Origin of the sequence: Abyssibacter sp. (assembly GCF_964229365.1) — a bacterium.
Classification (GTDB): Bacteria; Pseudomonadota; Gammaproteobacteria; order Nevskiales; family OUC007; genus Abyssibacter.
The window spans coordinates 45,485-65,007 of the sequence record NZ_CAXRDQ010000040.1 but is presented as its reverse complement, the minus strand read 5'-3'; the positions used below and the strand labels follow the sequence as shown (position 1 = coordinate 65,007).

Annotated in this window: 17 protein-coding genes; 8 read left to right on the top strand and 9 right to left on the bottom strand. The window is 62.9% G+C overall.

What is annotated here, in order from left to right; genetic code table 11:
* The coding region (locus ACE1EY_RS06935) for an Rne/Rng family ribonuclease (protein ID WP_370299774.1) at positions 1–2,539 on the bottom strand (2,539 nt) is incomplete at its 3' end.
* 263 nt (positions 2,540–2,802) lie between these two features.
* On the opposite strand from ACE1EY_RS06935, the gene ACE1EY_RS06930 reads away from it, so the two are divergent.
* Together ACE1EY_RS06930 and ACE1EY_RS06925 are read left to right on the top strand one after the other, a co-directional pair.
* Positions 2,803–3,726 (top strand): RluA family pseudouridine synthase, encoded by a 924-nt coding sequence (locus ACE1EY_RS06930; protein WP_370299773.1) that lies wholly within the window; start codon positions 2,803–2,805, stop codon positions 3,724–3,726.
* Positions 3,723–4,394 (top strand): HAD-IA family hydrolase, encoded by a 672-nt coding sequence (locus ACE1EY_RS06925; RefSeq protein WP_291515114.1) that lies wholly within the window; start codon positions 3,723–3,725, stop codon positions 4,392–4,394. The genes ACE1EY_RS06930 and ACE1EY_RS06925 overlap by 4 nt, the downstream gene beginning before the upstream one ends.
* A 12-nt stretch (positions 4,395–4,406) precedes the next feature.
* On the opposite strand, the gene ACE1EY_RS06920 is transcribed toward ACE1EY_RS06925, so the two are convergent.
* Positions 4,407–5,036 carry a nucleoside triphosphate pyrophosphatase gene (locus ACE1EY_RS06920; protein WP_370299772.1) on the bottom strand — a complete coding sequence of 210 codons (630 nt, stop codon included), beginning with the start codon at positions 5,034–5,036 and terminating at the stop codon, positions 4,407–4,409.
* A gap of 31 nt (positions 5,037–5,067) precedes the next feature.
* On the opposite strand from ACE1EY_RS06920, the gene ACE1EY_RS06915 reads away from it, so the two are divergent.
* The 3 genes from ACE1EY_RS06915 (at position 5,068) to plsX (ending at position 6,849) form a co-directional block, all read left to right on the top strand.
* On the top strand, positions 5,068–5,511 hold the full coding sequence (locus ACE1EY_RS06915) for a YceD family protein (RefSeq protein ID WP_291515116.1): 444 nt from the start codon (positions 5,068–5,070) through the stop codon (positions 5,509–5,511).
* Between the two features lie 10 nt (positions 5,512–5,521).
* Entirely contained in the window at positions 5,522–5,716 is a 195-nt protein-coding gene (gene rpmF / locus ACE1EY_RS06910) for a 50S ribosomal protein L32 (protein WP_291515117.1), read from the top strand.
* Positions 5,717–5,799: 83 nt separating this feature from the next.
* Positions 5,800–6,849, top strand: coding sequence for a phosphate acyltransferase PlsX (plsX, locus tag ACE1EY_RS06905; RefSeq protein ID WP_291515118.1), 1,050 nt, complete (start codon positions 5,800–5,802; stop codon positions 6,847–6,849).
* A 6-nt stretch (positions 6,850–6,855) separates the two neighbouring features.
* Here plsX and gspF read toward each other — a convergent pair whose 3' ends face one another.
* The 4 genes from gspF to gspC are packed head-to-tail and all read right to left on the bottom strand — an operon-like array spanning position 6,856 to position 12,603.
* Positions 6,856–8,064: a type II secretion system inner membrane protein GspF gene (gspF, locus tag ACE1EY_RS06900; RefSeq protein ID WP_291515119.1), complete on the bottom strand. Its 1,209-nt coding sequence runs from the start codon at positions 8,062–8,064 to the stop codon at positions 6,856–6,858.
* Between the two features lie 9 nt (positions 8,065–8,073).
* Complete coding sequence (gspE, locus tag ACE1EY_RS06895) at positions 8,074–9,573, bottom strand: type II secretion system ATPase GspE (protein WP_370299770.1); 1,500 nt, start codon at positions 9,571–9,573, stop codon at positions 8,074–8,076.
* Positions 9,561–11,720 carry a type II secretion system secretin GspD gene (gspD, locus tag ACE1EY_RS06890; RefSeq protein ID WP_370299769.1) on the bottom strand — a complete coding sequence of 720 codons (2,160 nt, stop codon included), beginning with the start codon at positions 11,718–11,720 and terminating at the stop codon, positions 9,561–9,563. Before gspD ends, gspE begins: the two co-directional genes overlap by 13 nt.
* Position 11,721: 1 nt before the next feature.
* Positions 11,722–12,603: a type II secretion system protein GspC gene (gspC, locus tag ACE1EY_RS06885; protein WP_291515134.1), complete on the bottom strand. Its 882-nt coding sequence runs from the start codon at positions 12,601–12,603 to the stop codon at positions 11,722–11,724.
* A gap of 119 nt (positions 12,604–12,722) precedes the next feature.
* Here gspC and ACE1EY_RS06880 point away from each other — a divergent pair, with 119 nt between their 5' ends.
* From ACE1EY_RS06880 to clpA, 3 genes are all read left to right on the top strand, one after another.
* Entirely contained in the window at positions 12,723–14,948 is a 2,226-nt protein-coding gene (locus tag ACE1EY_RS06880) for an adenylate/guanylate cyclase domain-containing protein (RefSeq protein ID WP_291515133.1), read from the top strand.
* Between the two features lie 136 nt (positions 14,949–15,084).
* The gene (gene clpS / locus ACE1EY_RS06875; RefSeq protein ID WP_291515132.1) at positions 15,085–15,402 is read left to right on the top strand and encodes an ATP-dependent Clp protease adapter ClpS; all 318 of its coding nucleotides are present in this window, start codon (positions 15,085–15,087) and stop codon (positions 15,400–15,402) included.
* Positions 15,403–15,499: 97 nt separating this feature from the next.
* Entirely contained in the window at positions 15,500–17,773 is a 2,274-nt protein-coding gene (clpA, locus tag ACE1EY_RS06870) for an ATP-dependent Clp protease ATP-binding subunit ClpA (protein ID WP_370299768.1), read from the top strand.
* Between the two features lie 52 nt (positions 17,774–17,825).
* Here clpA and infA read toward each other — a convergent pair whose 3' ends face one another.
* Genes infA through aat form a run of 3 tightly spaced genes read right to left on the bottom strand, consistent with a single transcriptional unit; the run spans position 17,826 to position 19,521 of the window.
* Positions 17,826–18,044 carry a translation initiation factor IF-1 gene (infA, locus tag ACE1EY_RS06865; protein WP_291515130.1) on the bottom strand — a complete coding sequence of 73 codons (219 nt, stop codon included), beginning with the start codon at positions 18,042–18,044 and terminating at the stop codon, positions 17,826–17,828.
* Positions 18,045–18,061: 17 nt separating this feature from the next.
* Positions 18,062–18,778 (bottom strand): arginyltransferase, encoded by a 717-nt coding sequence (locus ACE1EY_RS06860; RefSeq protein WP_291515129.1) that lies wholly within the window; start codon positions 18,776–18,778, stop codon positions 18,062–18,064.
* Complete coding sequence (gene aat, locus ACE1EY_RS06855; RefSeq protein WP_291515128.1) at positions 18,775–19,521, bottom strand: leucyl/phenylalanyl-tRNA--protein transferase; 747 nt, start codon at positions 19,519–19,521, stop codon at positions 18,775–18,777. Before aat ends, ACE1EY_RS06860 begins: the two co-directional genes overlap by 4 nt.
* Positions 19,522–19,523: the final 2 nt, after the last annotated feature.

Below are 19,523 nucleotides of genomic sequence, written 5' to 3'. Positions count from 1 at the left end.
GCTCAGGCTTCGGCTCAGGCTTCGGCTCAGGCTTCGGCTCAGGCTTCGGCTCAGGCTTCGGCTCAGGCTTCGGCTCAGGCTTCGGCTCAGGCTTGGGCTCAGGCTTGGGCTCAGGCTTCGATTCAGGCTTCGATTCAGGCTTGGATTCAGGCTTGGATTCCGCGGCAGTGTCGGCGCCTACCGGCGCTTCCTTCCGATCGGTCTCCGCGTTGTCGCCGGCCGGTTTGCGGGGTCCGCGGCGACGGTTACGGCCGGAGCGTGTCGGCGTGCCGTCCTTGTCGCTGGTTTGCGCGGCGTCTGCCGGCGGCGGCGTCTGCTTGTCGACAGCGGCGTTTGATGTATCGCCACCATCTGCCGCCGCGTTGTTATCCGGCTGCGCATTGTCGCCAGCACCGGCCGCGCCGCTGCCACGGCGATTCCGTCGGCCACCACGGCGACCGCGACGACGCCGGTTGCCGGAAGACTTGTTCTCGCCCGATGCGGAATCTTTGTCCTGCGGGGGAGCGGACTGCGATGTCTGCGCTGTCTGCGCGGCAGTCTCAGTTTTGCTTTCGACGCGAGCGGCGGGCTCGTTCGGCTTGCCGGCGGGCACATCCGCCTTGGGCGGGCGCTCATTCCGGTCAGCAGGCTTCGCAGCCGATGCATCACGGGGCGGACGAGGCTTGCGTTCGCGATTGCCGCGCTCTGCGTTTGAGCCTCGGGCGCCGCGGCGACGATTCTGTTGGTTTCTAGTCCCCGACCGATTCTGGCTGCGCGACTGATCGTCCCGCGCGGCACGCTTGGGAGCGGGTTGTTCTTTCGGTGCTTCCGTCTTCTTCGGAGTTCCGAAGAGGGCTTCCCACAGGCGAACGAGAAGACCCTTTTGTGGCACCGCCGCTGCTGGCGCTTCGGCAGGGGCGTCGGCCGGCTTGGGTTTGGGTGGCGGAATCGGTACGGATGGCACGAGCTGGCTGACAGCCGGCTGCTGTACGCGTTTCTTGTTCTCTTCCGGCTTCTTGTGCAGCGCTTCGGCAACATCCTCGTTGCGCGGCTGAATCAGTTCGTGACTGAATTCGGCGACATCTTTCATCTGGTCGCCGCGAATTCGCTGGATCTCGAAATGCGGATGATCCATGCCTGGCGTCGGCAGCAACAGCACCCCAACGCCGGTACGGCCTTCGATCGCCGCGACGTCGACCCGCTTCTCATTCAGCAGGTAGGCCGCCACCGTGACTGGAAGCTGCGCTTCGACCCGAGCTGTCTTTTCCTTCATCGCTTCTTCTTCGACCAGCCGCAGCACGGAGAGCGCGGTGGAGTCGATGGAGCGGATCTGGCCCTTGCCTTCGCAGCGCGGACATTTGCTCTGCGTGTGATCCATTAGCGATGGGCGCAGCCGCTGGCGCGACATTTCCAGCAGGCCGAATCGAGAGATCTTGCCGATCTGGATGCGCGCACGATCGCTGGCGACGGCGCCACGCAGGCGGTTTTCCACCTCGCGCTGGTTTTTGTTCGGCCCCATGTCGATGAAGTCGATCACGATGAGACCGCCCAGGTCGCGCAGCTTGAGCTGGCGGGCGATTTCGTCGGCGGCTTCGAGGTTGGTGTTGAGCGCCGTTTCCTCGATGCTGGCACCGCCGGTCGCACGCGCCGAGTTGATGTCGATCGCCGTCAGCGCTTCGGTGTAGTCGATGACGATGGAACCGCCGGAGGGCAGGCGCACTTCGCGGTTGTACGCGGTCTCGATCTGGCTTTCGATCTGGTACCGCGAGAACAGCGGAATGCGGTCGTCATACAGCTTCAGCTTGCTGATGTTCTGCGGCATCACCGCTTGCATGAACTCGCGTGCCTGATCGAACAGCTTCTGGTTGTCGATCAGGATTTCGTTGATGTCCGGGCGCAGGTAATCCCGCAGCGCGCGGATGATGATGCTGGATTCCTGATAAATCAGGTAGGGCGCCTTGATGTCGCTGGAGGCGCGTTCGATCGCTGTCCACAGCTCGATCAGGTAGTTCAGGTCCCACTGCAATTCTTCCGCCGAGCGCCCCATGCCGGCCGTGCGGGCGATCACGCCCATGCCGTCAGGGATTTCCAGCTGTGCCATGGCTTCACGCAGCTCGGACCGTTCATCGCCTTCGACGCGGCGGGATACGCCGCCGGCGCGCGGGTTGTTCGGCATCAGGACCAGGAATCGCCCTGCGAGGCTGAGATAGGTCGTGAGCGCGGCGCCCTTGGTGCCACGCTCCTCTTTCTCGACCTGGACGATCAGTTCCTGGCCTTCCTTGAGGACCTTCTTGATATCCGGACGGCCTTCGCCGGGATCACCGGTGAAGTAGCTGCGGGATATTTCCTTGAGCGGGAGGAAACCGTGACGGTCACCCCCGTATTCGACGAAGGCGGCCTCGAGGCTGGGCTCGAGTCGGGTGATGCGTGCCTTGTAGACGTTAGCCTTGCGGCTTTGGCGCTGTTCCATCTCGATATCGAGATCGATCAGGCGCTGTCCGTCGACGATCGCGACGCGCAGCTCTTCGCGCTGCGTCGCGTTCACGAGAATGCGTTTCATGTTGTAGTCAATCCAGTTGCGCGCGCTCGGACCAACCGTTAGGGCGGAGGGGAGCGCGATTCATCCCTGTGCGGCCTGCGCGCGGTGTAAAGCGGCGCAAACCAGCTGCGAATTGGTGCAGTTCGGAATCCCAGGAACGCCTGATCAGAGTTAAGATCAACGAAGAGAAGGGCCGATCTGCCCACCGGCGCCACCTCAGAGGGTGTCTCTCATGGTGGGTCGGGCTGTGATACCGATCGAAACGGTCATTCAGCGGAGTTAGTTTGCCACATAAATCCCCAAAGGTGCGGTATCACGAAGTGAGCGCCGCCGAAGACGGTCAACGCATCGACAATTTGTTGCTGGGCCAGCTCAAGGGCGTGCCTCGATCGCATGTGTATCGATTGCTGTCCAGCGGGCAGGTGCGGCGCAATGGTGGCCGCGTCAAGCCCAGCACGCGCGTCGAGCGCGGCGACCAGGTCCGAATTCCTCCGGTCCGGACGGCCGAGCGTCCGTCCGGGCCGCCGCCGGACCGCCTCACCAATCAGGTCCGCGAGTCCATTATTGATGTGGATGGTGATTTCATTGTGCTCGACAAGCCCGAAGGGGTTGCGGTGCATGGTGGGTCCGGCGTGCCGTTTGGTGTCATTGAATGTCTCCGGCATACGCATGGCGAGGATTATGATTTGGTCCATCGTCTGGATCGGGATACCAGCGGAGTGCTGGTCTGCGCTCGGCGCGGCGAACCTCTGCGCCGCGCGCGGCAGGCGTTGAATGGTGAAAAGACCGAGAAGCTCTACCAGGTGCTGGTCCACGGCCGCTGGAAAGGCGGGCCGCGCACTGTCGAGGAAGCGCTGGATGTCCACGCCAGGTCAGGAGGTGAGCGCACCGTGCGTCCGGATGCCGATGGCAAGCTGTCGGTGACGCATTTCGATGCGCTGGACCGGCGCAGAACGATTAGCCTGCTTGAGGCACGCTTGGGCACGGGGCGCACCCATCAAATACGCGTACATGCTGCCAGTCAGGGCCATCCGGTTGTTGGCGATCTACGGTATGGCGATGCCGGCCGCGATCAGGCCCTCGCCCCAGGGCGGTTGTGCCTCCATGCGTGGCGATTGCGTCTGGTCCATCCGCAGGCCGGACGATTGCTGGAGGTCAGCGCTTCCGTGCCGGATCGCTTCATGGAACTGCTGGCAGCCGGGGAATGAGGCGTCCTTTTGACCTGATCATCTTCGATTGGGACGGCACTTTGTCGGATTCGGCAGGCGGCATCGTGGATGCCATGCAGGCGGCCATCGCCGACCTGGGGCTACCGGAGCGGGACGATCACGAAATCAGCACGCTGATCGGCCTGGGTGTCTGGGAGGCGATGGCGATTCTTTTTCCCGATCACCCTCGCGATGAACTCGAACCCAAGTTGCTGGATTATCGCGCACGACGTGGTCCTGGCCGCTTCGAGCAGGCCTCGTTGTTCCCGCAGGTTCGCGAGACGCTGCAGGTATTTGCGGACGACGGACTGACCTTGGCGGTCGCCACCGGCAAGGGGCGCCAGGGCCTGGAGGTCTCACTCGATGCGACCGGCCTGCGCAGTTACTTCAAGGCCACGCGCACCGTGGACGAGGCGCCATCGAAGCCGGCGCCGGACATGCTGGAAGAATTGCTGTGGGAAACCGACACGCCGCCCGGCCGGGCCTTGATGGTCGGCGACAGCGAATACGATCTGGCCATGGCGCGGAACGCCCAGGTCGCGTCGGTTGGTGTGTTGTGTGGTGTGCATGACGCCCAAACGCTGCGGCGCTGCAACCCGCTAGGCCTTATCGCGCATGTGGCGGAACTGCCGATGTGGTTGGCTGCGCAGTCGCGGCGCAGAGCCTGACCAAGCCGTGCGTCATGACACCATTAGTCCGATGGAGCGCAGCCAGCCAGCCAATGCGATGAGTGGCAGACCGATCAGAGCGCTGGGGTCCTCGGATTCAATGGCTTCGGTCAAGGTGATTCCGAAGCCTTCCGACTTGAAACTGCCGGCGCAGTCCAGGGCGGAGTCGCGGGACAGGTAGTCCTCAATACTGGTGGGGCTCAAGGCACGGAACCGGACCCGTGTCGTGTCCAGGTGTTCCAATCGCTTCGTCGGTCCGAGCAGGCACATGGCTGTCTGAAACTCGACCGTGCTCCCCGAGCAGGCGCCGAGCTGTTGCCGCGCGCGCTCGATGTTGCCCGGTTTGCCCAGGGCCTCGTCGCCCAGCATGGCGACCTGGTCACTGCCGAGCACCCAATGATCCGGATACTGGCGGGCGACATGCGCGGCTTTCTGCCGCGCCAGTCGAATCGACAGTGCGCGCGGCGACTCTCCCGCCGTGCGGGATTCATCAATTCCGGGCGCGATGGCGAGCACCGGCACCTGGAGCCGTTCGATCATCTCCCGGCGATACCTGGAGCCGGATGCCAGGATTAGCGGCTTGTTCGACGCGGGCGAAACCGGCGTGGATGCTTGGTTTTCTTTGACTTGATCGGAGCTCATCACTATCATCGCGCGCGCCATGCAGCGCCCTATGCCGGTTTGGATCGATCTGGCGCGAGCGCCCGCCCAGCAGCAATTGGAAGGTTCCGTTGCCGCCGAGCGGATGCCGCGTCTGCAGGAAGCCGGTGTCGAATTGCTTCGACCGGCTGACGCATCGTTGCGTATTGTGGTGCCGGAGTTTCGGTCCGCGGCCCGACCGGCCGTCGTGACGGGCCGTATTGTGGCCTTGGCGACACTCCAGTGCCAGCGCTGCATGGGCGCGATGGAACATGCGATTGAGTCGCCGGTCCATTGGCATCTGGTGACGTCGGATTCGGCGGACGTCGATGAAGATGCGGAACCCATTGTTTTGGATGGTGATCGTTTCGAAGTGCTTGAAGCGATTGCCGATGATTTATTGCTCGCCGTCCCGAGCTACCCGCGGCATGCGGACTGCATGCCTCCGGACATTCTGACCGGCTCGGACGACAACTGAGGACCTCGAGATGGCTGTACAGCAGAACCGTAAAACCCGAAGCAAGCGCGGCATGCGCCGTTCCCACGACGCGCTGACCGCTGCCGCGTTGTCGACCGATCCGACCACCGGTGAAACGCATCGACGTCACCACGTCACCGCCGACGGTTATTACCGTGGTCGTCAGGTGATCGTGAAGTCGCAACCTGCAGAAGAGCAGGAATAACCTGCCTTCATCACATGGCGGCTGCGCGCAATTGCACGGCGGCCACATTGATGATCGCCATTTAGCGCTTACAGGTCCGCGCGGTGTCTGACTTGCGAATCGCGTTGGACGTGATGAGCGGAGATCACGGCCCTGCTGTGGTGCTGCCTGCAGCAGAGATCATTCTGCAGGAGCATGCCGGGTTGTCGTTGCTGCTGGTCGGCGATGAGGCGGTGGTTGGCGCGCAGGTGAAGGCCTTGTCGGCCCGGTTTCCGGGCCGGGTCGAATTCATCCATGCCGAACAAGTGGTCGGCATGGATGAATTGCCTTCGCGTGCGTTGCGCGGCAAAAAGCGCTCGTCGATGCGGCTGGCGATTAACGCCGTCAAGGACGGTGCGGCCCAGGCTTGCGTGTCCGCTGGGAACACCGGCGCTTTGATGGCGACGGCCCGGTTCGTTCTCAAGACGCTGCCCGGGATTGATCGTCCAGCGATCATTTCAAGAATCCCAGCGGTGGACGGCTACACCCACATGCTCGACCTCGGCGCGAACGTCGAGTGCACGGCCGAGCACCTGGTGCAGTTTGCCGTGATGGGTGACGTGGTCGCCCACGCCGTCCATGGTCTGGAGTCTCCGCGTGTTGCGCTGCTCAACATTGGCGAGGAAGAGATCAAGGGTAACGACGCGATCCGCGAAGCGGGTCAGCGCTTGACGGCCAGCGATCTCAACTACATCGGCTATGTCGAGGGCACCGACGTCTTTCTTGGGGACGTGGATGTCGTCGTCTGCGACGGCTTTTCCGGCAATATTGCGCTGAAGTCCAGTGAGGGCGTCGCCAAGCTCATCGGCATGTTTTTGCGAGAAGAGTTTTCCCGCAACGCGCTGACCAAGCTGTCCGCGCTGGCGGCGGCGCCCGTGCTCAAGTCCTTCGCCCGCCGCATCAATCCTGGCAACTACAATGGGGCCAGTTTCGTGGGTTTGCAGGGGACCGTGATCAAGAGTCACGGCAGCGCAGATGCACAGGCATTTGCCAACGCCATCCGCATCGCGATCGTCGAGATCGAGTATGACGTGCCGCGGAAGATCGAATCGCTGCTGTCGACCAGTCTGATCTCGGGGGCGTCGGTACCGGCTGCGGTCGTCGGCGGGGACTGAACCCCGTTACTGAACCAGGGTGTTCAGTTCGAAGATCGGCAGCAGAATGGCCAGCACGATCATCAACACAAAGCCGCCCATGGTCAGAATCAGCAGTGGCTCGAATACGCCCATGAGCCCGGCCACCAGGGTTTCGACCTCACGTTCCTGATGCACGGCGGCACGTTCCAGCATGTCGTCCAACTTGCCTGACTGCTCGCCACTGGCGATTAGGTGAACCGCAATCGGCGGGAACAGACCGCTGGACGTGAGCGATTTGCTGATTGATTCGCCCTCGCGCACCCGCCGAGTCGCATTCGTGATGGCCTCGCGCATTGGCAGGTTCGTCACCACCTGTTCGCAGATTTTCAGCGCCTCCAGCATCGGGACACCACTGCCCGACAGGATGCTGAGCGTGCGGGTGAAGCGCGCTGTGTTCAGTCCGCGTGCCAGCCGCCCGATCAGCGGTAGCTTGAGCCGGATCGCGTCGACCCTGTAGCGAAACGCATCGCGGCGCTTCAGCAAGGACCAGCCGACCGATGCGGCCGCGATCCCGCCCAGCAGCAGCCACCAATTCGCGCGCAGAAAGTCGCTGGTCGCGATCATGCCGCGCGTCAGTGCCGGCAGTTCCTGGTCAATCGAGGAAAACACCTCAACCACCTGCGGTACAACAAAGGTCAGTAGCAGCACCACTACGAGCACGGCCACCAGCGACAGGATGGCCGGGTAGAAGCTCGCCAGCACGATTTTCTGCTGCATCAGCTGGCGTGATTCCACATAGTCAGCCAGGCGTTCGAGAATCAGGTCCAGGTGTCCGGAGTGTTCGCCCGCCTCGACGGTCGCGAGGTAAAGCGTCGAAAAGGCGCCGGGGAAGCTACCCAGCGCATGCGCGAGAGTGTGGCCCTCGAGCACGCTGGCGCGTACGCCCAGCGTCGTACGTTTGACCTTGCGTGATTCGGTTTGCTCGGCGACCGCACTGAGCGCTTCCTCCAGCGGCAGGCCCGAGCGCAGCAGTGTCGCCAGCTGCCGCGTGAACAGCGACAGCTCGCCGGAGGAGAAGCCAGTTGCGCGCCGAAATCCCTGGCCGGCGGATTGCTCGGCGACCTCGCGGACATCGGTGGGCATCATGCCTTGGTCGCGGAGCTGCTGACGGACCTGACGCGCGGTATCGGCCTCGATCAAACCCTTTTTCTGGCGGCCGCGGCGATCCAGCGCCTTGTATTCGAATGCTGCCATTGTGGAGAGCTAGCCTTCCCGCGTGACGCGTAGCACTTCCTGCACCGTGGTGCGGCCTTCCAGCACCTTGCGCAAGCCTGCCTGACGAATGCCGGGCGCGGACCGCCGCGCATGGGCTTCCAGCGCTTGTTCGGATGATCCGTCATGAATCATCGTGCGCATGGCGTCGTCGACCGCGACCAGCTCCTGGATGCCGGATCGACCCAGGTAGCCGGTGTGGCGGCACTCGGGACAGCCGACCGCGTTGTAGATGGTGGGGCGGTTTGCGGGGTCGATGCCGAACAGCTGGCACTCGGCGTCATCCGCCTCGTACGGGGTCTGGCAGTGATGGCAGAGCGTGCGGACCAGGCGCTGCGCCATCAGCCCGATGAGGCTGGAGGCGAGCAGAAAGGGTTCAACACCCATGTCGCGCAGGCGCGCCACCGCGCCAACCGCGGTGTTGGTGTGCAGGGTCGAGAGCACGAGATGGCCCGTCAATGAAGCCTGCACCGCGATCTCCGCCGTTTCCAGATCGCGAATTTCGCCGATCATCACCACGTCCGGATCCTGGCGCAGGATGGCGCGCAAACCGCGCGCGAAACTCATGTCGACCTTGGTGTTCACCTGGGTCTGGCCGATCCCGTCGATGTAATACTCAATCGGATCCTCGACCGTCATGATGTTGCGGCTGCGGTCGTTGATTTCGGCCAGGCCAGCGTAGAGCGTGGTGGTCTTGCCGGACCCGGTCGGCCCGGTGACCAGGATGATGCCGTGCGGCTTCTTGATGAGTTCCTGGAATAGCCTGCGCTGATCCTCGGCCATGCCCAGCTGTTCCAGGTCCAGGCGGCCTGCCTGCTTGTCGAGCAGGCGCATGACCACGCGCTCGCCGTGGCCCGACGGGATCGTCGACACGCGCACATCCACCGGACGTCCAGCCACGCGCAGGGAAATGCGGCCGTCCTGTGGCAGGCGTTTCTCGGCAATGTCGAGGCGGGCCATGACCTTGATGCGCGAGGAGAGCAGGGGAGCGATCGCACGCGGCGGCTGCAGCACTTCGCGCAGCACGCCATCGACGCGCAGACGCACGGTCAGCCGGCTTTCGTAGGGTTCAACGTGGATATCGGATGCGCCTTCCTTGATCGCCTCGGCGAGCAGGGCGTTGATCAACCGGATAATCGGTGCGTCATCGTCGGATTCCAGCAGATCCTGTGGCTCCGCCAGCGCTTCCGCGGCCGAGGACAGGTCTAGCGAGTCGTCGTCGAAGCCCTCGACCATCTGCATCGACGAGCCGGACTTGTTTTCGTAGGCCTGCTGCAGCAGGCGATCGAATTCCTCGGCGCTGACCATGCGCAGCCGGATCGGCTGATCCAGAAACCGGCGCATCTCTGCGGTTGCCTGCAAGGACACATCCTGGCGTGCGATCAACTCCACGCCGTCATCGTGGCGCGCCCCAACAATCAGTCCGTGGCGCTTGGCAAAGGAGAAGGACGGGCGCCGGAGCGTCGCTTCCTGCTCTTCTACTTCGGCCAATGTGCCCTCCGGGCGGTATTGCCAGGCTTGGTTTTGTCGAATGTGCGGGAGGACTTCTTGTCCTCGTCGGCGTCGTCTGTTGGCGGAGTCACCACCGGTTGCTTGTCGTGTTCAGACTCGTCCACCGCTTCGCCGGTCGGCGTGCGCGGGTAAGACTTCGGCACGGAGGGATTCACCTGAGCCGGGCCCGACTCCCTGCCGCCACGTGGCTGGGACTCAACGGCGTCCAGTTCTTCCAAGAGGGGTCGCTTGGCACCGCCCAGAATGGAGATGCCGCCCGTTTGCGATCCCAGCTGGGTCGTCCGGATGGAGTCGTACTTCTGTCGCGTGTAGTAGTTAGCGGTCTCGCGGTCACGCAGTACCACCGGGCGGATGAAGATCATCAGGTTTCGCCGGTCCTTGCTGACCGAGCGGAACTTGAACAGGTTGCCAAGAATCGGGATGCTGCCGAGGATCGGTGTGCGCCGCTCGGTTTCCTGCACCTGATCATCAATCAGGCCGCCGAGCACGAGGATGTCACCCGAATCCACCATGACCGTGGTTGTCAGACTGCGCTTGTTGGTCACCAGGTCGACCGCGCCGGCCGATCCGGCCGAGACTGCGGAGACTTCCTGGCTGATCTTCAGCTGAATGGTGTCGCCTTCGTTGATCTGAGGCGTGATGCCCAGGGTGATGCCGACATCCTTCCGGTCGATGGTCTGAAACGGATTGACCAGCCCCGTCGAGCTGGTGGTGCCACTGTTGGAGTACTGGCCTGACAGGAAAGGGACCTCCTGGCCAACCGAGATCTCCGCTTCCTCGTTGTCCATCGTGACCAGCGTGGGCGTGGACAAGATGTTGGTGTTGCCATCACCGGCCAAGGCTTTCAGCAGGAACAGGAAGCTGGTGCCATTTTCGTTGTAGCGGCCGCCTGCAAGCGTGATTCCCTGTTCGATCAACGCCGCCGCGGCGGCGCCGGTGATGCTGCCGGTGGCTGCACCGGCCACGCTGGTCAACGCGTTAAGCGTGCCTGGGTCGAGGATGTTGGCGGCAGCGATTCGGTCTTCGTCGAATAGCACCGAGTCGATGCCGAGCTCGCGGGACTTGGACTCGCTGACCTCGGCGATGATGGCCTCGACCAGCACCTGGGCGCGGCGGATGTCGAGCTGGGCGACGACATCCTTGACCGCCCGCATGATCTTGGGTGGTGCCGTGATGACCAGTGCATTGGTGTCGGGCTCGGGAATCACCTTGACCACCGACGCCGACGTCCGCGCCTGATTGTTCTGCCCGCCACCTTCGCTGGCCGCGACCTGTTCCACGTAGCCCTGGAGTACCGGCCCAAGATTTTCGGCCGAGGCGTAGCGCAGGTAAATCACCTGCGTGCTGCCGCTGTCCTCCAAGGGCAGATCAAGTTCCGCGATGATGCTGCGAAACTGCGAGCGGGTGGCTTTGTCACCGCCGATCAACAGGGCATTCGTGCGCTCGTCGGCGAGGATGGTCACCGGCGTGGTGTTCGGGTCGGTCTTGCGATCCTGCTGGGTCAGCGTGGTCAGGGTTTGTGCGATGTCGGCAGCGCTGGCATGCGTCATCCGGATCAGCTCGAACTCGCGATCACTGGAGGTATCGATCTGGCGGATGATGGCGCGCAGGCGTTCCACGTTGGCCACGCGATCCGAAATGATCAGCATGTTGGACGGCGCATAGGCCGCGAGATGGCCGTATTGGGGCACCAGCGGCCGCAGGATCGGTACCAGCTGCGCCGCCGGCACGTTGTCGATGGTGAAGACCTTGGTGACGACATCATCCGGTGCCAGCGTTTGCGGGCCGCGTGTCGGCGCGCCGTCCTGCTTGGCATTCACCTCGGGGATGATCTTGATCGCTTCGCCAGCCGGTATGGCCGCGAACCCGTGGACCTGGAGTACGGCCAGGAAGGTTTCGTACACACCTTCGGCACTCATCGGTGTGGACGACAACACCGTGACCTTGCCTTTCACCCGCGGATCGATGATGAAATTCTTGCCGGTGATCTCGCTGACCGTCGAGATCAGCGTGTTGATGTCCGCATCCTTCAGGTTCAGCGTGGCTTGCGACGCGGACTGCGCGACGGCCACCGAGAGCTGGGCGAAGAGCAGTAGAGCGGCCAGTGACCGAAGCAGGATAGTCATATCAGTTCAGATTCACGCTGAGTTGTTGTGGCTGCCCGCCGCGCAGGATCGTGACGTTCAGCGATGTTGCGGAGCTGAGATCTCCCAGCATCTGCAAGGCTCGTGTCGGATTGTCGAGACTGACGCCATTGAGTTCGGTCACCAAATCCCCCGGTCTCAGCCCGGCCTCCGAGAACAGGGTGCGATTGCGCCCCGGATAAATTCGATAGCCGCGCAGCTGCCCAGCATTGTATGCCGGTTGGACGCGAAGGTAAGTGGAGGCCCGCGATGGGTCTTGAAGCAGCTCCTGCCGAATATTCATCAGCGACTGCGTCGGGGCGACTTCGCGAACATCCCCGGTTCGGCTGGTCAGCGAGGTATTACCGCTCTGATTCGCACTGGCGCCCGGTTCATCCTTATTCAAGCGCAGGGTTTCGAGCTTGCCGCCGCGGTCGAGGATCACGCGGTCGGCGTAGATCTCGTAGAGCTCGGCGCCGCCGGTTACGGTGTCACCGACGGCGTAGGGCTTCTCCTCGTCACTGCCACGCGCGATCAGTGCTCTGGATTCGCCGTCCAGTTCCGAGGCAAAAATGCCTTTTAGCGTGAGCGGAAGCCGGGTATCGGGCGCATCGACAACCTGCTGCTGCGTGGCTTCCACCTGCTTGGGCGCCGCCCTGCCGAACAGGTTTGCGTTGGCGATGGCCTGGATGTCCACCGCGTGATCAGTCGCTTTGCTGGTGACGGTCGTCGCCGGGGCAGGGGGCGGCTGCCAGGCAGGCTGCGGCACCATCAGCCAGATCATTTTGGCGAGCAGCAGGCCGCAGGCTGCCGCAAGCGCCAGGGCAGCCCAGCCCGGCACCGGGCGCGCACGACGTTGCAGCGACTTGATTAGCGCCGCGTCCATGAAATCACAAGGGTTCGAAAACGGGTGCCTATCATACCTGCCGTCGCCTGAAGGCGACACGCGCGTTGCCTCGTTAGGGCCGTGACGTTACGGTTTCGGCATCTGGGGGGAGTCCATCGATGCATCAAATCATTCGCTACGCCATCAGCCTGGTGCTGTTCGCGCTGGTGGTTGTGCACCTGAACGAGGTGGTTCGGATCGATTTCCTCGAACAGGTGGAGAATTCGTCCTACGACGCGCGGGTGCGCGCGACGATGACGAACACGGTCGACCCCGCCATCGTGATTGTCGATATCGATGAACGCAGCATGACGGCCGAAGGCTATTGGCCCTGGGAGCGCGATAAGTTCGCGCAGATGGTCGACAACCTGTTTGAGCATTACGCGGTCCGGGCCGTGGGCTTCGACGTCCTGTTCGCCGAGCCGCAACGCTCCGCGTACCAGGAAATGCTGGAGCGGCTGGCCCCCCGTCCGGACGTCCGCGCTCTGCTGGAAGACACCGGTTCGCAGCTGGGGTTCACCGCCAGCGGTGAGGCCAAGCTGGCCGCGGCGATCCAGAACCGGCCGGTGGTGCTCGGGATGGTATTGCAGTCCACCGACGACAGTCGCATCGGGCAGCTGCCGGAGCCGCTGATTTCGGCAGAACTCGCCGCCAGCGTGCCGGCCAACTTCATTGTGGCCGAGGGCTATTCGGCCAACCTGCCCGAGCTCCAGCGCATGGGCACGCGGGCGGGATTTTTCGACAACCCTCTCGCCCGTGAGGAGATCGACGGCGTGTTCCGCCGCGTTCCGTTGATGCAGAAATTCAATGGCGCGATCTACGGGTCGTTAGCCTTTGAATTAACCCGGATCGCCATGGATTCGCCGGATTACGGGTTCGTGTTCGATGGTCAGTTTCTGAGCGCCGACGAAGCCCCTAGTGCCCAGGCGCTCGAAGCCGTCGCGCTCGGCGATCATGAGATCCCGGTGGACGGCGAAATGGCGGTCATGGTCCCGTACCGCGGGCGTCAGGGCAGTTTCCCCTATGTGTCGGCCACCGATGTGATTCACCAGACCGCCGACGCCTCGGTGTTGCGGGATGCCATCGTGCTCGTGGGCACGTCGGCGCCAGGGCTGCTCGATCTGCGGAACACGCCAGTGGGCAGTGCATTCGCGGGGGTGGAAGTCCACGCCAATATCATCTCCGGCATCCTGGAAGACCGCGTCAAATACCATCCGTCCTACGCCACCGGTCTGACGGCGGTCATGCTGTTCTTTATCGCGGTGATGATGGCCTGGGTGTTTCCGAGGGTCTCCGCGGCCACCGCCGCGCTGATGGGCCTGGCGTTTCTGGGTGCGATCGCCATCATCGCGCTGCTGCTGTGGAGCCGTTTCAATGTCGTGGTGCCGCTAGGTTTGCCGCTGGCGTTCACGCTCATCCTGTTCCTATTGCATCTGCTCTACGGGTATTTCGTGGAATCCCGTGGCAAGCGCGAGGTGACCCGACTCTTCGGGCAGTACGTGCCGCCTGAGCTGGTCGACGAGATGGCACAGAATCCAGAAGACATTTCGATGGAGGGTGAAACCCGCGAATTGACTGTCCTGTTCTCGGACGTGCGCGGCTTTACGACCATCTCCGAGGGCCTGGATTCTCGCGAGCTGTCGCAGTTGATGAACGAGTTCCTGACCCCGCTGACGCGGGTGATCCACGAGCATCGCGGCACCATCGACAAGTACATGGGTGACGCCATCATGTCGTTCTGGGGCGCCCCGCTGGACGACCCCGACCATGCCAGGAACGCCCTGCTGGCAGCCATGGACATGCTGCGGGCGGTCCGGGCGCTGGACGACAGTTTCGCCGCCCGTGGCTGGCCCTCACTGAAGATAGGCGTCGGGCTGAACACCGGGCCAATGAGCGTCGGCAACATGGGGTCGGAATTCCGCGTCGCCTACACCGTGATGGGGGACGCAGTGAATCTGGGGTCGCGGCTGGAAGGGCAGACGAAGAATTACGGCGTCGAGATTATCGTGTCCGAATCGACCCGGGCTGCGGTCCCGGAGTTCGCGTACCGGGAGCTCGACCGAATCCGTGTGAAGGGTAAGCAGGAACCGGTCACGATCTACGAGCCACTCGGCGAAAAGGATGTCCTGCCTGCGGAGATCAAGAAGGATCTGGCGCGGTATCGCCAGGCGCTGCGTTTGTTTCGGTCGCAGGCCTGGGATCAGGCCGAGGCCGAGTTCTTTGGGTTACAGCAGTCAGGTCAGCCGTTGCCAATCTATCGCCTGTACCAGGAGCGTATCGCCCACTATCGGGCCAACCCGCCCGGCGATGACTGGGACGGCGTCTACACGCACACCAGCAAATAGTCGGCTGTTTGCGAACCGCCTTTTTTAACTGTGGTCACAAGCCTGTGGCCGGATTCGTTACAATCGGCAGCCCTCGGGAACACTTCGTTCCTGCCCGCGTCTATTGGTTTCGACCGCGCGCTTCGCAGAGGTCAGCATGAGTGATTTCGAGCGAGATGACGGTGTCGGTCTCGCAGAAAAAACCAGCAAACCCAAATTGCAGCAGCCGCCCAGGTTCAAGGTGGTGCTGCTCAATGACGATTTCACGCCGATGGAGTTCGTCATCGAAGTGCTGCAGCGCATTTTCCGTCAAGATCGCGAAACTGCGGTTCGCATCATGCTCAAGGTCCACACGACCGGAGCGGCCGTGGCCGGCACCTACACCGCCGAAATTGCCGAAACCAAGATGAATCAGGTCATTGAGTACGCCAGGCGGCATCAACACCCCTTGCTGTGCAGGTTGGAACAGGCGTAACTTTGAGCCATCTATGGGGGGCGATGGATTGCCCCGGTCTAAGGCCGTTGACCGGACGCTGTCGACCCACTACCCCCACTCGATACGGATGGACAATATGCTGAGCCAAGAACTGCAGAAGGCACTCGACGCGGCGTTTCTCGCTGCCCGCAACGAGGGCCACGAAATGCTCACCATTGAGCATCTTCTGCTGGCCTTGCTCGATGATGTGAATGTCACCGAGGTGCTGCGGGCCAGCGGTGTCGGCCTGGATGCACTGGAACGCGACCTGCGCAGCTTTATTCGTGAGAACGTGCCGGTCGTCGAAGAAGATGCCGACGGCAACGAGGTGCAGCCGACGCTGTCTTTTCAGCGGGTGCTGCAGCGCGCCGTCTACCACGTCCAGTCCGCCGGCAAGAAGGAGGTGACCTCACTCAATGTGCTGGTCGCGATCTTCTCCGAGCGTGATTCCCATGCCGTCTATCTGCTCAACGAGCAGGGCGTCACCCGTCTCGATGTCGTCAACTACATCAGCCACGGCATCTCCAAGACAACCGGCGATGACGGGACATCGGGCGCACCGGAAGGCGACCCCAAGCAGGACGAGGCCGGCCAAGCCTCGCAAAATCCGCTGGAACAGTACGCCACCGATCTCAACGCCTTGGCCGCCGAGGGCAAGATCGATCCGCTGATCGGGCGCCGCGACGAGATCGAGCGGGTCGTTCAGACCCTTTGTCGGCGCCGCAAGAACAATCCGCTGCTGGTCGGCGAAGCCGGCGTTGGCAAGACCGCTATCGCAGAAGGGCTTGCCTGGCTGATCACCGAGGGCGATGTGCCCGAGGTGCTGCTTGGCAGCACGATTTACGCGTTGGACATGGGGTCGCTGATTGCCGGCACCAAATACCGTGGCGACTTCGAAAAGCGCCTCAAGGGCGTACTGGCCGAGCTGCGCAAGCGACCCGGTTCGGTGCTGTTCATCGACGAAATTCACACCGTGATCGGTGCCGGCGCGGCCTCTGGCGGCGTCATGGATGCATCGAACCTGATCAAGCCTGTGCTTTCGAACGGCGAACTCAAGTGCATCGGGTCCACGACCTATGACGAGTATCGCGGCATCTTCGAAAAGGATCGGGCCTTGGCGCGCCGATTCCAGAAGATCGATGTTCCGGAGCCTTCCGTACCCGAGACGGTGCGCATCCTGGAAGGCCTGAAGTCGCGGTTCGAGGATCACCACCAGGTGCGCTACACGCACACGGCGCTGGAAATTGCTGCCGAGCTAGCGGCGCGTCACATCAATGATCGACGCCTACCCGACAAGGCCATCGACGTGATCGATGAGGCCGGTGCCCAGATGCGTTTGCTGCCAGCGGGCAAGCGACGCAAGACGGTGCAGGTCAAGGACATCGAAACCATCGTGGCCAAGATCGCTCGGATTCCTCCGAAGAGTGTGTCCGCAAATGACCGCGAAGTACTCAAGACGCTGGATCGCGATCTCAAGCTGGTGATCTTCGGCCAGGAAAACGCCATCGACATGCTGGCCTCGGCCATCAAGATGGCACGCTCCGGATTGCGGAGCGGGGAAAAGCCGATCGGCTCATTCCTGTTCGCCGGGCCGACCGGTGTCGGCAAGACGGAGGTCACACGCCAGCTCGCTCAGCAGCTCGGAATCGAGCTGGTGCGTTTCGACATGAGCGAATACATGGAGCGGCACACCGTGTCGAGGCTCATCGGCGCGCCGCCCGGCTATGTGGGTTATGACCAGGGCGGTCTGCTAACCGAGGCCGTAATCAAGCATCCGCATGCCATGGTCTGGCGCGACGAAATCGAGAAGGCGCATCCGGACGTGTTCAACCTGCTGTTGCAGGTGATGGACCACGGCACGCTGACGGACAACAACGGCCGCAAGGCGGACTTCCGCAACGTGATCCTGATCATGACCACGAATGCCGGCGCCGAATCGATGGCGCGGCGAACGATCGGCTTCAAGACACAGGATCACTCCAGCGACGGGATGGAGGTTATCCGGCGCAGTTTCTCGCCGGAATTCCGCAACCGCCTGGATTCCATCGTGCCGTTCGCGTCACTGGGCGGCGACGTGATCAAGCGGGTCGTGGACAAGTTCATCATGGAACTTGAAGTCCAGCTCGAAGGCCGTGGTGTCGAGCTCACCGTGGATGATGCAGCGCGGGCGTGGCTGGCCGAGAACGGCTACGACGTGCAGATGGGCGCCCGGCCAATGGCACGCGTGATCCAGGAACACATTAAGCGTCCTCTGGCCGACGCGTTGCTGTTCGGGGAACTGGTTGACGGTGGCCGGGTCACGGTCAGCGCCGGACCCGATGGGCTGACTCTGGACACGCACTCCAAGCTGGCTGAAGCCGAGTCCGTCTAGCCTTAAGGGCATAAGAGCGCGATGCACCCTGGGTCAGGGCATCGCGACGCGGCTAGCGACCTCGATAGGTGATTCGGCCCTTGCTCAGATCGTACGGGGTGAGCTGCACCGTGACCTTGTCGCCGGTGAGGATGCGGATGTAGTTCTTCCGCATGCGGCCGGAGATATGAGCCGTGACCACGTGGCCATTTTCCAGCTCGACACGAAATGTGGTGTTAGGCAGGGTGTCGGTCACCGTGCCTTCCATTTCAATATGGTCTTCTTTGGGCATGCGCGCTCAGCGTTGGATTAGGGCGGCGCATTATCCTCAAAGCATCGACCCTCGGCAAATGGCTGCCATTGCTTGCCCAGGTAAATCTGCAAGGGCCGAAACTCCGTCTTGTAACCCATCTGCGGGGCAGCGTGGATCCAGTAGCCGAGATAGAGAAAATCCGCCCCCGCCGATTTCGCGAGCCGGTGGGTTTGCAGAATGGCGAAATTACCCAGCCCGCGGTGCTCTTCCAGCGGATCGAAGACGGTGTAAACCGCCGACCAGGCGTCTGGCGTGCAGTCCACGACCGTGTAGGCCAGCAGGCGGCCAGCGACGCGGATTTCGCACAGGCAGGACAAGGCTCCCGCCGGGTCCAGCAAGTCGTCAGCGCATAGATCGCGCATGCCGGATTCGCGATGCCGGTGGCTGAGGTAACGCAGATACAGCGAGCGATGCTCCGGGTGCATGCGACCGGCGACCATCCTCACCTGACAGTCCGCATTGCGCTTTAGAACGCGGCGATGGCGGCGCCGCAGCGCAAGGGGTTGGTTCAGCGGAATGCGGACAGCGATGCAGGCCTGGCAAGCCCGGCAGGCGGTTCGGTAGGCATAGGGCCCGGAACGACGAAAGCCCAGCGCGAGCAGCTGCTGATAATGCCGCGGGCTGAGCGTCTGGCTGGGGTCGATCACGGCTTCCCGCGCCAGTTGACCAGGCAGATACGAGCATGTGTGCTCGGCGGTGGGGTAGAGGTTCATCGGTTGCCGGTATGCAGTGTCGAGCTTGGAACCGGGATGTCAAAACGCCAGCGCCCGCGGCGGTGGCCGCGCGACGTGGCCAGGTGGACATGGGTCACGAACTGTTCACGGGGCATGCCTGTTGCGCCCAGCAGGCTTAGGTGCTCGGAGCCGACCTGACAGTCGAACAAGTCAAACCGCCAGTGTGTCAGCTGTTGGCGAATCCAGTGGATTGCCAGTTTGGAACTCCCTGTTGTCCGGCTAAACATCGATTCGCCAAAGAAGGCGCGGCCTAGCGCCAGGCCGTAGAGCCCGCCAATCAACACGCCGTCGCGCCAGACCTCGATCGAGTGGGCGTAACCTTCCTGGTGCAAATCACGATAGGCGCGCTGCATCTCGTGGCCCAGCCAGGTACCGCGCTGCTTGGGCCGCGGTGCGGCGCAGGCGGCGATCACCTCGTCGAATGCGCGATCGAGCGTCACCGCGTAATCCCCGCGCCCCACCAGCCGGCGGATCGTGCGCGGAGCGGCGGATCCGTCCAGCGGAAAGACTACGCGAGGGTCGGGAGACCACCAGAGAATGGGTTCATCCGGGTTGTACCAGGGGAAAATACCTTGCGAGTAGGCGCGGATCAGCCGCTGGACCGACAGGTCCCCCCCGATGGCGAGCAGGCCATTGGGTTCCGCCATCGCCAGGCGCGGATCGGGGAACGCCTGTGTGGGGTCGCGGGGGTCGAGCCAGTACAGTCGGACGGGGCTTTCCATAG

What these genes read in the sequence shown, in the direction of transcription:
- ACE1EY_RS06925 (WP_291515114.1), top strand. Translation starts at nt 3,723, where the DNA reads ATGAGGCGTCCTTTTGACCTGATCATCTTCGATTGGGACGGCACTTTG.
- ACE1EY_RS06920 (WP_370299772.1), bottom strand. Translation starts at nt 5,036, where the DNA reads ATGAGCTCCGATCAAGTCAAAGAAAACCAAGCATCCACGCCGGTTTCG.
- ACE1EY_RS06915 (WP_291515116.1), top strand. Translation starts at nt 5,068, where the DNA reads ATGCCGGTTTGGATCGATCTGGCGCGAGCGCCCGCCCAGCAGCAATTG.
- rpmF (WP_291515117.1), top strand. Translation starts at nt 5,522, where the DNA reads ATGGCTGTACAGCAGAACCGTAAAACCCGAAGCAAGCGCGGCATGCGC.
- gspF (WP_291515119.1), bottom strand. Translation starts at nt 8,064, where the DNA reads ATGGCAGCATTCGAATACAAGGCGCTGGATCGCCGCGGCCGCCAGAAA.
- gspD (WP_370299769.1), bottom strand. Translation starts at nt 11,720, where the DNA reads ATGACTATCCTGCTTCGGTCACTGGCCGCTCTACTGCTCTTCGCCCAG.
- gspC (WP_291515134.1), bottom strand. Translation starts at nt 12,603, where the DNA reads ATGGACGCGGCGCTAATCAAGTCGCTGCAACGTCGTGCGCGCCCGGTG.
- ACE1EY_RS06880 (WP_291515133.1), top strand. Translation starts at nt 12,723, where the DNA reads ATGCATCAAATCATTCGCTACGCCATCAGCCTGGTGCTGTTCGCGCTG.
- clpS (WP_291515132.1), top strand. Translation starts at nt 15,085, where the DNA reads ATGAGTGATTTCGAGCGAGATGACGGTGTCGGTCTCGCAGAAAAAACC.
- clpA (WP_370299768.1), top strand. Translation starts at nt 15,500, where the DNA reads ATGCTGAGCCAAGAACTGCAGAAGGCACTCGACGCGGCGTTTCTCGCT.
- infA (WP_291515130.1), bottom strand. Translation starts at nt 18,044, where the DNA reads ATGCCCAAAGAAGACCATATTGAAATGGAAGGCACGGTGACCGACACC.
- ACE1EY_RS06860 (WP_291515129.1), bottom strand. Translation starts at nt 18,778, where the DNA reads ATGAACCTCTACCCCACCGCCGAGCACACATGCTCGTATCTGCCTGGT.
- aat (WP_291515128.1), bottom strand. Translation starts at nt 19,521, where the DNA reads ATGGAAAGCCCCGTCCGACTGTACTGGCTCGACCCCCGCGACCCCACA.